The organism is Butyrivibrio sp. M55 (genome assembly GCF_900116865.1).
Lineage (GTDB): Bacteria > Bacillota > Clostridia > Lachnospirales > Lachnospiraceae > Butyrivibrio.
On sequence record NZ_FPCD01000023.1, the window covers coordinates 1 to 13,742 of the forward strand.

General features: G+C 37.7%; 14 protein-coding genes. 10 read left to right on the forward strand and 4 right to left on the reverse strand.

Annotated features, from left to right (window positions below):
• Nucleotides 1-48: 48 nt before the first annotated feature.
• Complete coding sequence (locus tag BM398_RS15795) at nucleotides 49-987, reverse strand: IS3 family transposase (RefSeq protein WP_092338113.1); 939 nt, start codon at nucleotides 985-987, stop codon at nucleotides 49-51.
• Complete coding sequence (locus BM398_RS15800) at nucleotides 951-1,250, reverse strand: transposase (protein ID WP_092338115.1); 300 nt, start codon at nucleotides 1,248-1,250, stop codon at nucleotides 951-953. The genes BM398_RS15795 and BM398_RS15800 overlap by 37 nt, the downstream gene beginning before the upstream one ends.
• 112 nt (nucleotides 1,251-1,362) lie before the next feature.
• Between BM398_RS15800 and BM398_RS15805 the strand changes: the two genes are divergently transcribed.
• The 4 genes from BM398_RS15805 (at nucleotide 1,363) to BM398_RS15820 (ending at nucleotide 3,539) form a co-directional block, all read left to right on the forward strand.
• Nucleotides 1,363-1,647, forward strand: coding sequence for a hypothetical protein (locus BM398_RS15805; RefSeq protein WP_139233841.1), 285 nt, complete (start codon nucleotides 1,363-1,365; stop codon nucleotides 1,645-1,647).
• 12 nt (nucleotides 1,648-1,659) lie between these two features.
• Entirely contained in the window at nucleotides 1,660-1,944 is a 285-nt protein-coding gene (locus BM398_RS15810; RefSeq protein ID WP_092339118.1) for a hypothetical protein, read from the forward strand.
• 213 nt (nucleotides 1,945-2,157) lie between these two features.
• Nucleotides 2,158-2,721 carry a GNAT family N-acetyltransferase gene (locus BM398_RS15815; protein WP_092339120.1) on the forward strand — a complete coding sequence of 188 codons (564 nt, stop codon included), beginning with the start codon at nucleotides 2,158-2,160 and terminating at the stop codon, nucleotides 2,719-2,721.
• Between the two features lie 152 nt (nucleotides 2,722-2,873).
• A complete protein-coding gene (locus BM398_RS15820; protein WP_242949837.1) occupies nucleotides 2,874-3,539 on the forward strand; it encodes a hypothetical protein in 666 nt (221 codons plus the stop codon).
• A gap of 559 nt (nucleotides 3,540-4,098) precedes the next feature.
• Here BM398_RS15820 and BM398_RS15825 read toward each other — a convergent pair.
• Nucleotides 4,099-5,064, reverse strand: coding sequence for an alpha/beta fold hydrolase (locus tag BM398_RS15825; RefSeq protein WP_092339122.1), 966 nt, complete (start codon nucleotides 5,062-5,064; stop codon nucleotides 4,099-4,101).
• A 504-nt stretch (nucleotides 5,065-5,568) separates the two neighbouring features.
• On the opposite strand from BM398_RS15825, the gene BM398_RS15835 reads away from it, so the two are divergent.
• The 5 genes from BM398_RS15835 to BM398_RS15855 are packed head-to-tail and all read left to right on the forward strand — an operon-like array spanning nucleotide 5,569 to nucleotide 11,095.
• Nucleotides 5,569-6,735, forward strand: coding sequence for a diaminopimelate decarboxylase family protein (locus BM398_RS15835; RefSeq protein ID WP_092339126.1), 1,167 nt, complete (start codon nucleotides 5,569-5,571; stop codon nucleotides 6,733-6,735).
• Between the two features lie 33 nt (nucleotides 6,736-6,768).
• Complete coding sequence (locus BM398_RS15840) at nucleotides 6,769-6,993, forward strand: acyl carrier protein (protein WP_092339128.1); 225 nt, start codon at nucleotides 6,769-6,771, stop codon at nucleotides 6,991-6,993.
• Between the two features lie 5 nt (nucleotides 6,994-6,998).
• Nucleotides 6,999-8,528, forward strand: a complete 1,530-nt coding sequence (locus tag BM398_RS15845) for an amino acid adenylation domain-containing protein (RefSeq protein WP_092339130.1) — start codon at nucleotides 6,999-7,001, stop codon at nucleotides 8,526-8,528.
• Between the two features lies 1 nt (nucleotide 8,529).
• Complete coding sequence (locus BM398_RS15850) at nucleotides 8,530-10,068, forward strand: MBOAT family O-acyltransferase (RefSeq protein WP_175531991.1); 1,539 nt, start codon at nucleotides 8,530-8,532, stop codon at nucleotides 10,066-10,068.
• 4 nt (nucleotides 10,069-10,072) lie between these two features.
• Nucleotides 10,073-11,095, forward strand: a complete 1,023-nt coding sequence (locus tag BM398_RS15855; RefSeq protein WP_092339134.1) for a hypothetical protein — start codon at nucleotides 10,073-10,075, stop codon at nucleotides 11,093-11,095.
• A gap of 66 nt (nucleotides 11,096-11,161) precedes the next feature.
• Here BM398_RS15855 and BM398_RS15860 read toward each other — a convergent pair whose 3' ends face one another.
• Nucleotides 11,162-12,727, reverse strand: a complete 1,566-nt coding sequence (locus tag BM398_RS15860) for a flotillin family protein (RefSeq protein ID WP_092339136.1) — start codon at nucleotides 12,725-12,727, stop codon at nucleotides 11,162-11,164.
• A gap of 484 nt (nucleotides 12,728-13,211) precedes the next feature.
• Here BM398_RS15860 and BM398_RS15865 point away from each other — a divergent pair, with 484 nt between their 5' ends.
• On the forward strand, nucleotides 13,212-13,736 hold the full coding sequence (locus BM398_RS15865; RefSeq protein ID WP_092339138.1) for a GNAT family N-acetyltransferase: 525 nt from the start codon (nucleotides 13,212-13,214) through the stop codon (nucleotides 13,734-13,736).
• The last annotated feature ends 6 nt before the right edge of the window (nucleotides 13,737-13,742 follow it).

Genomic DNA, 13,742 nt, shown 5'->3' on the forward strand with positions numbered 1-13,742 from the left:
TGCTCCTATGTCAATAAATAGTACAAATTAAAATGAGAAGTTTGCCTGCTAGGCTGCAGGCAAAGTCATTACTTTCTCATAAAGTTTTTCAAACTCGTTAGGAGACATGTAGTCACAATGGCTGTGAATCCTAACAGTGTTATAGAAGGTTTCTATATACTCAAATACAAGCCTGTATGCATGGCTATAGTTGTAGATTGTGAAGCGGTTGAGCCACTCCCTTTTAATCAAGGAATGGAAGGATTCTATACAGGCGTTATCGTATGGATAACCGCTATGAGAATAGCTGCGCTGCATCTTTTCAGTAGCTTCTCTCCATGCATTTGAAACATACTGGCTACCTCTGTCACTGTGGATTATTAATGGCAGATCAGTGTTACGACAGGCTTTTGCTTTATTTATAGTTTCAATTACTGTAGATACATCCATTGTGTCTGCAAGAGTCCAGGCGATGATTTTCCTGGCAAATAAGTCCATAACGCAGTTGAGATATGCAAATCCGTCCTGAGTCCATATATATGTGATATCAGTGCACCAGACAGCGTTAGGGCGCTCTGGATTAAACTGTTCGTCGAGAATGTTGTGAAGTTCACTGCTGAAATCAGAGTCTCTGGTAGTGGTGGTCCAAGGTTTGATCCACTGAGCTTTAATACCCATTTCGCGCATGTATTTACCTACTGTGCGTTCCGAAATGGTCTCACCAGATTTACGAAGTTCCTGAGTTATCTTTGGCGCTCCGTAGTTCTGTTTAGAATCATCATAGATTTGCTGGATCTGCTTTTTCACAGCCTCTTTTCTTTGCTTGGAAGGAGAGACTTTACGGTTGAGAAAAGCTCTGTATCCAGATCTAGACACGCCTAGAGATTTCAGCATTCCGGAAGTAGAGACACGGCGTTTTGTAACTTTAGATGCCTCTACCTTAGCAGTAACTTCCGTGTATATGATTTCCGTTAATCGTTCCCCAGAATGCTGATAGCTTTTTTTAATACTTCAAGCGCATCCTGAGTATCTCGTAATTCGCGTTTAAGACGTGCTATTTCTTTGGCTTCGTCTGAAGAGTAGTTACCTGATCCTCTTGTAGGAATGTCACCATCATTGTTTCTGAACTGGGTTTCCCACCTTGCTAAGGTGCTGGTTCCTATTCCGAGATTCTTGGCACATTCAACCTGAGTGAGATCAGGGTGTTCCTTGCGATAGTTGACAGCATCCAACTTGAACTGCTTTGTATGTTGCTTGTTTTTTCTAGGCATAATGAGTTCCTCCTCTTGTATTATATGATATTTAAGGGATTAACTCATTTTAAAATGTACTAATTAGATGCTAGCACTACATAGAGTTGATATTGATTATCTTGTTGATCAGATGAAAGGTACAGATTATGCATTTCTTGTAATGCATAATCACCCGAGTAATTCTCATTTTTCTGAGAAAGATATAAAAACATTTGTTGATGCAGTAAATATGTCAATACTTATTGTTCTGGGCAATAATGGAGCGATATACATATTAGAGAAGACGAGAGATCTTTTGCCAAATGAAATTATATCAGCAAGAAAAACATTACTAGATTGGAAAAAAGATTTTATTAGTTATGACACTGTGATTGAGCAGATTAAAGCTTTTGGAATCGTACACAGTGAAATATAAAGGAGGTTCGTTATGGTTAATATAGTTGATAAGCCAAAACCTACAAGTTCATATAAGTCTCCTCTAAGAATCCCAGATGAACTTAAACAGTTCACAGAACGAAGAGAACAACGCGCAAAAGAACTTGGAATAGCATTGTACGTTTTGGGGACAGATACTCGAAGTGATGATGAATTTCAGAAATTAGAAGATTATATAATGGAGAATTTTATTGATCTAGATCTAGATGTTCCGGAAGATATTAAAAAGAAATATTTGGAAATGAAGAAGGATAGAGAAAATTCTCATAATAAGTGAGAACGCCAGACTCCTTTCCATCAATGTTTGCGGGACGCAGGAAAGTTCAATCACGGTCGCCGGCAGTAATGTAAAGAGAAGCATATATTGTGCTCCTCTTTTTTATTTGATATAATAAAGAACATGCGTTCGAAAAAGACGCTTTTTATGATATTTGTTAGTAAGAAAGACTTAAGTAGCTGAAAAAAATATTATATGGTGAGGAGCATTTTTATGAGTGTATATGAGAATTGTCCAGTATTAGAGAATGATAAGTATTTACTTAGGTTTGTGAAAAAGGATGATGCAAGCGATTTGCTAAAGGTATACAGTGATAAGCAGGCCTTGCCATTTTTTAACAGTGATAACTGTGATGGCGATAATTTTTATTATTCGTCAATAGAGCGTATGGAAAAGGCAATTGACTTTTGGTTAAGTTCTTACGAAACAAAGTGGTTTGTGCGTTGGGCCATAATCGATAAAGAATCGTCAAAAGCAATTGGCACAATAGAGTTGTTTCATAGAGTGGCAGATGATGATTTTAATGGTGTTGGTGTCCTCAGATTGGATGTGGGAAGTCATCATGAGAAAGCTGAAATACTAGAAGAAATTCTTTCATTTATTATAAAACCTGCATATGAATTATTTGAGTGCGATACAATCATCACGAAAGCACCGATTTATGCAGTAGAAAGAATTAAGGCTCTTCAGCAGTTCGGTTTTGAACAATCTGACAGGCTTTTAATTGGAACCAATGATCATTATGCATATAATGGATACTGGAGTATAAAGAAATAATTATGTAGATTCATTTTGTCATAGAAGATGTAATTGTGAAATCGTAATGTGTCGATATACATATTAGAGCATTTGGAACTATCTACAGTGAAATATAAAATTACTAAAAGAGATTTATCTGTTTTCATTTTAAAGTGCAAAGGAGATAAAACATGTTAAATGGTTTACTGTTAGGAGTAGGAAATGTCAATAGTTACAAAACGGCAATACCAATGAATAATGACACTCCAAATTGGACATATATTCCATCAGCAGGAAGATGCAAAAAAACAAAGGAACAATTGGTATCTGAAATAAAAGATCTTGCAAATAGAGTAGCGCAAGCTAATAATGGAAAAGAAACAGAACAGTTAAATCGAGAGGTTTTAAAACTTCGAGCTGATTATCTATCTGATGTTTCTCCTGATAGGAAGGGATTATATCAGCAAGCAGAGAAGGCTATTAAATTTCAGAGCAAAAATACAAAAGGTATAAAGCATGGAGTTGGGGAAATGTCATTACTCTATTTTTTAGAGCATGCTGACAAATCTCAAAATTTGTCAGATAAAAGTTTTTCACTTGCAGGTGGAGCTACGCTTACATGTCCAATTCTGACAACAGGTGGATACGGAGCAGTTATTGAAAGAGGCGGAGTGAAACTATTGGCAGGAGATGATTACGGATGGGGATATGAAATGACTCCTGCGGAATTGAAGGAAAAGGCTGAATTCTATGCTATTTATAATAGTGCTGTAAAAAATGCTCAAAAAGAAATTAAAGAATTGAGAGATTTACCGGACTATTTGGAAGACAAGCCTATGTTTGATAGTCTTGCATAACTAAATAATGTAGTTGCCTTTATATTACCAAGCTATTTTAATAAAATAGTTAATCAAAAGAGATTCTGAATTACACAGGGTCTCTTTTTCATTTAGATAAAATGAAATAATAGGGGTGATTATTCATTTTTTTGCATAACACTACCAATTAGAAAGAGTTCCATAAAGAGTTCCATTAAAAATGGCGTGGCGGCGAAGCTCCTTTCTTTGTGGCTTTACGAGATGAATGAAAGTTCGATCCCGGTCGCCGGCATTAGAGAGAAGCAGAGATGCTTCTTTTTGTTGTTATAATAAAATAATTATATGGAAAGTTATTAAAGGAAATAGCAAATCGGCGAGTACACATACAAGTGTAATGTAACCGGAGATATTCGTTGGTTTCAAGGGTATGAGGAAATCTATTGTATAATATAAGAGTTTATGAATGCTTTTTTCATGGTGGCATAATGAAGGCTTGAGATGCATCAGGATATGATTAGTCCAGTGATATATATACCCTCTTTAATGGATGAACCGGTAAAGAGGGTACATATATTCTGAAGACACTTATTTTTTTGAGTTATTTTAGACTATCAATATGGTCTTTTATGATTTTTGCGCATTCTTCTGTACGATCCATGTATATTGCATGTTTACCATATAAAGGAACAAGCTCACAATTTCCAATTTTTTCTTCATATGGAATCCATTCTTTTTCTTTTTTTTCAGGGTTTTCATCGAAGGCATTTATAGCATCAATATATATTTTTGGAATATCGTTTGGCTTCAAATTATCTATAACATTTTTTGCATTTTGGTATATTAAATTTGATTCAGACATAATTGCATGAGTGCCGGTTGTTTTTGAAAACATATAGACATTCATATCAAGTTCTTTATTGGTCATACTATCAATATCAGCAAGAGCTCCATATACTGATTTCATAAAAATTGATTCAAGACCAACTTTTTCTGCTACATAAAATATGAGTGATCGATTATTTGAATGGTTTCCTCTTTCTTCGTCAACATAAAGCGTTCCGTCCATAATTATTACACTTTCAATCTCATCTGGATATTTGTTCTGCCAATAAGAGACATAAAGTCCACTGATTGAGTGGGCAAGCAAAATATAAGGACCTTCTTCTCCCATATTTTTGAGAACCGTTCTATAATCTTCCACGATCTGTTCTACGGTACGATCAGTTTTTGTGTCCTCACTGAATCCATAGCCGGCTCTGTCTATAAAGATAAGCTGGTTATCCTCTTCGATACTTTTTGTCATTTTTCTCCAGGAAAAATTCATGGTACCGTCATACAATCCCGAACAGCATACTATTTTGTGCTTACCGTTTTCGTTTCCAACTTTTAATGTGTTTAGTTTATAGTCTCCTGCGGATACCAAATTACAATATCCGTTTTTTTTCAACTGGTTCATTATGTTATGAACTTTAAACCTGTAGTGAATAGATGTGAGCGATAAAAGAACAATCACGACTCCAAGAAGTATTGCAAGAACTTTACCTATCATTTTTAATATTTTCATGATTTTTTCTCCATTCCTTTACTATATCTGTCATACTATGTGTGTCGTAGTACTATATCTATCGTAGTATATTACTACGGTATATATGGTATGTCAATACTTTGTACTTGAAGCTGGAAAAGCTTTTGTAAAAAAGAAGGGTAAGTTAACTGAAAAAGATCTTAAAGCGGAGAATAATTTGCCGACGTCAAAATTTGCAAAAGATATTCCTAAGTTTAAAGATCTGACTAAGAATGGATTGCCATCTATGAGTTCGATAATGAAATTTTATGAAAATTGGAAAGAGCCATTTTTTATTTATAAAAAAATATATGATGAAGCAAATCGAAATAAGCATTAATTTTGCGATTATTCGCAAATGGTGAGATGGAAGTGCGGATATAATGACAAAAATATACGATAATGATATAATGTTTTGAGCGCCAAGGATAGGGACTATGCTTGGCGATTTTTTTAGTAGGATGTTGAATTTGCGACACTCTTAAAGTGTTTTAAGGAGTTAAATTGACACATAATAATGAGTTAAAAACACCATATTATTGTTTTGATGCAAGTATATTGCACAGGCACATTGCTGAGATGAAGGCAATAAGGGATAAATACTCGAGTGATGATCTGAGTTTTTGTTATGCTATTAAAGCGAATTCCTTTCTTGTTCCGTATATAGATAAAGATGTAGATTATTTTGAAGTTTGCTCTTGGGGCGAGTTGAAAATATGCAGGCAGTACGGCGTTAATCCGGAAAAAATTATTTTGTCCGGTGTCAATAAAGAACCGGGGATGATAGCAGATGCTCTTGAATACGGAGTAAGATTTTTTACTGCTGAATCAGTTAATCAATATAATGAGATTGTGAAGCAGGTCGAAGAGACAAATACCAACATTCAACTGCTTCCAAGGTTATCCAATGGGGCACAATTTGGAATGGATAAGCGTTGTATTGAGGAAATCATAAGCGATAGTTCCAAACGTGCGGGTGTTAAGATTATCGGCATCCACTATTTTACAGGTACACAGAAAAAGAAGTTCAGTAAGATTGAGTCTGAGCTTAAGTTGTTAGAAGAGTTTTTTTCCGAATTAAAGAGCAAATATGGGTTTGAGCCGGAATTGCTTGAGTACGGACCGGGACTTGGAGTGCCCTATTTTATCGGGGATGATTTTGATAACTATTATTCTGTGTATGAAGAGATGGTAAGCTACATTGCTTCTGCAAAATACAGTTATCATGTAAACCTTGAAATGGGAAGATTTTTTGCTGCATCATGTGGTGAATACGTTACATCTGTTGCTGATGTAAAAGGTACACCTGATGCACCGATTCTTATACTTGACGGTGGTAGAAATCATATAAGCTATTACGGACAGAATATGGTAATGAAAACTCCTGTGATAGAGTCAGAGTGTAAGGGTGAAAATGACGAGGTTCCTTGCGACCTTTATGGATCTTTATGTTCATTTAACGATATGATTGCCAGAGCGGTTATGGTACCAAGCCCAAAGATTGGAGACAGGCTTATTTTTAAGAATATAGGCGCATATTCAATCACAGAGGGTATATATCTTTTCTTAAGCAGAGATCTTCCGGCGGTGTATGCTAAGGAAGAAGACGGACAATGCAAGATGCTCAGAAACGATAATCCGACTTATGAAACGAATTGCCTGAGTAAATAGTATATAAAATGTAATACGAGGAGAAATTTGAAGATGGATGAATTAATGGAAATATTAAAAGGCGCAAGACCTGATGTTGATTTTGAAAATGAAGAAGCACTTATTGATGACGGAATACTTGTTTCGTTTGATATCATTTATATTGTAAATGCCATAAACGAAGCATTTGATATTGAGGTAAATGTATCTCAGTTAAAGCCTGAGAATTTCAACAGTGCGAAAGCAATGTGGGAAATGATCCAGAATATGCAGGAATAATATGTATGAATGAGTATAATGTATTAGATTTTTTGGAGAGCAGCGCTGCAAAATATCCTGATCGAGTAGCTTTTAAGGATAAGGATGAATCTATAAACTATAAGGATCTTTTGTTAAGAAGTCAAAAGATTTCTTTTGTTATACGCAAAAATGCGCATATGGAGCCGTTTGAAAAGAACAGACCCGTTGCTGTTTTTATTGACAGAAATATAAGGAGTTTGCAGCTTTTTCTTTCGGTTGTATATAGTGGAAATTTTTATGTGCCTATCGATCCGACACTTCCTGTTGAAAGAATGCAGGCTATGTTGGATACGCTTCAGCCTGTATGTTGCATATCTGCTACAAAAAGAAAACTTCCGATTGAGGCAGAATCTTTTGACTCTTTGCTTGAACAGGCAGAGCAGATAGACGAATCTTATTGTGAATCAGTTAAAAGAATCAGAGAATTTGCGATTGATACAGATCCCGTATACGCAATCTTTACATCCGGAACAACCGGAATTCCCAAAAGTGTTATTGTAAGTCACAGAAGTGTCATTGATCTTGTGCATAGATTTGCAGAGAGTTTTCCTTTTCCTGATCAGCCGGTTATGGCAAATCAGGCTCCGTTTGATTTCGATGTTTCTGTAAAAGATATATATAACAGTCTGAATCTTGGCGGTACCGTAGTTATTGTACCTAAGAGTTATTTTGTTATGCCGGCGGCTTTGTTCCCTTATTTACAGGAGAACAAGGTTAATGTTCTTATATGGGCGGTTTCGGCACTCAGAATTGTTCAGAATTTTAAGCTGTTCGACGCATGCGTGCCGGATAGTATTTCTCTTGTAATGTTTTCGGGGGAGATTATGCCGGTAAAATGTCTCAATTACCTGATGGATTACTGGAAAGAGGCAACCTTTGTAAACTTGTACGGACCTACGGAGATTACCTGTAACTGCAGTAGTTATATAATAAAGGATCGTTTGGAAGATACAGACAGTATTCCCATTGGAAAAAGCTTTGCCAATACGGAGATGTTCCTGATAGATCCCGATACAATGAAAAGAATACGCAAAGCGGGCGAAAAAGGTGAGATATGTGTCAAGGGATCTTGCCTTGCGCTTGGTTATTATAGGAATCCTGAGCAAACAGATAAAGCTTTTGTACAGGACCCGGAAGTGACCGCATACAAAGATTTGATGTACAGGACGGGAGATATCGGATATTGTGATGAATCCGGTAATTTCTATTATGCCGGTCGAAAAGATCATCAGATCAAGCATATGGGTCATCGTATCGAAATGGGCGAGATAGAAACAGTGGTTAATGCTATCGATGAGATAAAAATGGCGTGTGCTGTATACAAAGAGGAAAAGGAGATGATATGTCTCTTTTACAGCGCCGATTCAGAATGCGATGATATCATAATCAAACAGATCAGAAAGTTCCTGCCTGCCTATATGCTTCCCAATAAGTTCATTTATATGCATGAGCTTCCGATGAATGCGCATGCTAAGATTGACAGAAAAAAACTCGCGGAACAGGAGATTTTTTAAAATGGTTTATTCCTTTTCTTTTTTGTTGTTCGTAACCGTGCTATTTTTTGCGTACTACTTTATATTTAGGAATCATCAGTGGATTGTGCTTCTGATAGGCAGTCTGGCTTTTTATTTGTATACAGACCTGCGTTTTTCGGTATTTCTGGTTGTTACAACCGTTATGACTTTTTTTGGTGCAATAAAGTTGGAACAACTTGCAGATTTTCAGAAGAGTAGCATAAAAGAGAATAAAGAGAAATGGACAAAGGAAGAGAAAAAGGCCTTTAAAGCAACTGTTTCAAAAAAGAAAAGACTTCTTTTAACCTTAATTGCCATCGTTGCTTTTGGAATGCTGATGGTATTTAAGTGCAAAAAATTTCTTCCTTTCAGTTGGTTGATCCTTCCTCTTGGTATGTCTTTCTATACATTCCAGTCAATTGGTTATCTTATTGACGTCTACAGGGGAGATGTAAAATCAGAACGAAACTTCTTGCACTACGCACTTTTTGTGTCGTATTTTCCGCAGATTATTCAGGGACCCATTAACAGATTTGATAAATTACATCATCAGTTTTTTGAGAGGCATGATTTTGATTTTGCACAGATAAGATCGGGCCTGTGGCTCTTTTTGTGGGGACTCTTTAAAAAACTTGTGATAGCGGACAGGCTGGCTTTATTTGTAAATATGGTCACTGAGCATACCGATGCTCCGGCAGGTTCCATCGTGGTTACGGCGATATTTTTGTTTAATATTGAATTGTATGCCGATTTCTCGGGTGGAATAGATATGGTTCGCGGTATCTCTGAAATCTTTGGAATAACATTGGCAGAGAATTTTAAGAGACCTTTTTTTGCTACGACAATTGGTGAATATTGGCATAGATGGCATATATCTCTCAGTAACTGGATAAGAGATTATGTTTTTTATCCGATAGCACTTTCTAAAAGATATGCAAGTTTTTCTTCAAAGCTTTCAAAAAGAAATACGCATTTTGGAAAAACAGTTCCGGCGGGAATGGTTTCCGTATTTACATTTTTGCTGATTGGACTTTGGCATGAATTCAGTATTGCTTATATTGCGTATGGACTTTGGCATGGTTTTGTCATGGCGAGCGCGCAGATTTTTGAGCCGTTCTTTAGCTTTTTGAATCGTTGCTTTTCTTTGAACAGAGAAAGCTATGCCATGAAGCTGTTTGGAAGAGCTCGTACCTGGATAATAATTTCAATTGGTGAGATGTTTACTATCACCGGTTCATTCTCGGGCTTCCTAAGGCTCGTTTATCAGATCTTTCATAATTTTAACTGGTATAGGATCGTTACAGATATTGAGATGTACAGCCTTACTTACAAAGACTTTTTTGTGGTTGGCATTGGCGTGATCATTTGGTATGTAGTCAGCGTAAGACAGGAAGAAGGTATGCAGATACGCGAGCATATCGCTGCTCAGCCTTGGCTTTTCAGATATTTGCTCACCGCAGGTGTTATAATGATAACTTTGATCTTTGGAGTTTACGGATCATCATATAATGCTGCTGACTTCATTTATGGAGGTTTTTAAAAATATGAAATCAAAATCGTTAAAGACTTTTGTACAAGTAGTGGTGGGAGTACTGCTATTTGCGATGATGGTCTTATATGCATCAAAGGTTCTCGAGAGAAAAGACGCTTATGTAAAGTATGAAGCTTTTTTCAGAGAGAAAAATGATTTTGATGTTTTATTTTTTGGAAGCAGTAACATGCAGCTTATGGTGAATCCGCTTCAACTATGGAATGAGTGTGGTATTACTTCGTACAATTTTGGAAATACTTCCGAAAGATTACCTGTGACATATTGGACAATAAAGAACGCGCTTGAATATACAAGTCCCAAAGTGGTTGTCATTGAAATCAGCCAATATGGACAAGAGGAAAAATATAAAGATATGTACAGTGTACATCTTGCGTGGGACAGATTTCCGATTTCTTTAACAAAAATAAAAGCGGTTTATGATGTACTTAGTCCTTCGGATCCGAGATATGAACTTTTATTTGATATGATTCTTTATCATGACAGATGGAAAGAGTTGACGCCGGCAGATTTTTCAAAAGATTATTCAAAATCTATGGGATATGCCACAAGTCATGAGTATACAGCTTTTGAGAGGCCTGAATATGAATTTCGTATAGACGAAGCTGCTCCGAAGACGGAAGGTGTTATGTACTTGGAAAAAACTGTGGAGGAACTTCAGGAAAAAGGTATACAGGTAGTATTTGTTCATTCACCTGAAGTAAACACCGAAGAGAAGCAGGCAAGGATAAATGCGGCATCTGTTACAGCTGAGAAATACAATGTTCCTTTTATTGATTTTACTGTTATGAAAGATTCTGTGGTTGATTATGCAACAGACCTGTCGGATGCAGATCATGCGAACATACAAGGGGCAACCAAGCTGACTCATTATATAGGGGAATACCTTATGAGTAACTATGACCTCAAAAGTCATGCGGGAGATGCGTCTTATAAGGAATGGGATACTTTTTATGAAGAGTATAGAGCTGAAAATGACGGAGTTCCTATGACTGTGAAAGAGGAAGAAGAGGAATAAAGCATATAGCTAAATAGATTTGTGGGCAGATTATGTAGATGACATAACCTGCCCACTTTTTATATATTACTTATCGCTGTCTTTCTTAGGTGTTGCCTTAATTTCGACATCGTTAAGTCCGGTGATGTTTACGTTCTTATTGACTTTGGCATCATATGTACCGGCTTTCATGATCTCTGAGAAATCAACGCCTGTTGCTTCTGACATTGTGTCAAAAACCTGCTTCATTACTACGGGCATGTTGCCGGAAATCTGGCTTGCGCCGTTTGATCCGTCGCCTGTTCCGTAGATGTTGATCTTGTCAATCTGTGAAAGAGGCTTAGCAATTTCAGCAGCCATCTGAGGCATGATCTTGATCATCATTTCAGCCATAGCAGCGCCGTTGTACTTCTTGTAGGCTTCAGCTTTTTTCTCCATTGCTTCGGCTTCGGCAAGACCTTGTGCCTTGATGCTTTCAGCTTCGGCTCTACCTTTTGCGGCGATACCTGCGGCTTCTGCGTCGTACTTAGCCTTGATACCTGCAGCTTCCTGCTCGGCAGCGTACTTCATTGCTTCAGCTTTTGCTTTCTGAGCCTCAGCTTCTTTTTCCTGCTCGTACTTACGAGCCTCAGCTTCGCGCTGTCTCTGGATGAGCTTTGCTTCAGCGTCTTTCTCTGCACGATACTTGTCGGCATCGGCTTTTTTCTCAATCTCAGCGGCAAGTTCCTGCTGTTTTACAAGAACTTCTTTCTGCTTAAGTTCAGCTTCGCGTTCAACCTTGGCAATCTCAGCATTAACTGTGGCTGCCTGGATTGTCTTTTGCTGTTCCTGATTCTGAATCTCATATGCAGCATCGGCTTCAGCCTGTGCTGTGTCGGCCTGCTTCTTAAGAGCGGCTTTCTTTATGTCAAGTTCGTTGTTCTTCTGTGCAATCTCGGTCTGAGCGGCAACTTTTGCATCGTTGGATGCTCTGTCGGCTTCTGCCTGAGCGATTGCTACGTCTCTGTCGGCCTGTGCCTTTGCGATAGCAGCATCTTTTTTGATCCTTGCTGTGTTGTCAGCACCGAGATCTCTGATAAGGCCGTTCTCATCGGTTACGTTCTGGATGTTGCAGGATATAATCTCGATACCGAGCTTATCCATGTCCTTTGAAGCTTTGAGCATAACCTGATCTGAGAATGAATCTCTGTCGGTGTTGATCGTGCGAAGATCGAGAGTACCGATGATCTCACGCATGTTACCCTGAAGGGAATCTTTAAGTTCCTGTGCAATCTGCGCGGGAGCCTTGTTAAGGAAGTTCTTTGAAGCAAGAAGGATTCCTTTTACCTTTACAGGTGAGTCCTCAGTACCGATGTTGATGATCCTGTCTGTTGCGATACGAACCTTTGCAACGGCGTCAACGTCAACATTGATAAAGTCGTTTGTAGGAACGGATTGTTCAGTTTTTATATCTACGGTCATCTGTCCGAGGTAGAGTTTATCGACTCTTTCGAAGAAAGGAATCTTAACCCCGGCTCTTCCTATAAGGATTCTGGGTTCTTTGCGAAGACCGGAAATGATAAATGCCTGATCCGGAGGAGCCTTCACATAACCCATAGCAAAAATAAGTATTACAACCAAAGCTGTAATTGCAGCGCCAATAATAGCTGTCATAGTTCTCCTCCATTCTGACTGAGAATGCTCAGTCGCGGGTACATCCTTTGTTTTAAACGATATTCGTTTGTCTGATGTACGTGATTGATTTGTTATGCATTTAATATAATCTATGGCGCATCCCTGATAAATGCTGACTTTGAGGGAATATTACCGTCTATTTTGTAAAAAAAGCGAATTAGAAATTTTACGGGATTGAAGATTTGTTGTTGACACAGAAAAATTCGACAATTATAATCAGTACTAATAATTTTCAGAAAGAAGATATGGATATGAGAGAATTTATGCTCATCAATAATAATACTAATACCAACCCCAATCCCGTGACCAATAATCAGGGGACTATTAGTGTTATATTTGATGAGGTTTTTCGGATAAGTCATATCTGAAATAAAAAAAGAAATTAAAGAGATAATAAGAGCCTCATCAAGCTGGAAAAACTTGGTGAGGTTCTATTTTTTTACAAAAAAGGAGGAGAATTGTTATGGAACTAATAAGAGTGCAGGATTCGGATTACAGGAAGGCGTATGAGCTGTATATGACTTTCGATGAGGATGAGAACGGCTTTGTCAACAGCGTTTACGGCTATGATTATGACAGGTTTCTTGAATGGATCGAGATGAAAAGAAACTGGTCGCTGGGCAAAGAGCTTCCAGAAGGCTATGTGGCTGATACAGCTTTTGTGCTTTCGGTTGACGGGGAGTATGTCGGCGTCTTTAACTTAAGGCATTATCTGAATGACTTCCTAAGAAACGGTCCGGGCCACATCGGCTATGGCATATCCAAGAAATATAGAAGAAAAGGATATGCTACGGCAGGGCTTAAACTTGCACTTGGAAAGGCGAGAGAATTCGGGATTCATGAAGCTTATCTTTCTGTAAACAAGGATAACATCGGAAGTTTAAAGGCACAGCTGAATAACGGGGCATATATTCACCATGAGGATGATACTCAGTATTTCACAAGGATAAATGCGATAAGCGAGTCTGACAGCAGGGAAAAATTGTAAGTGACT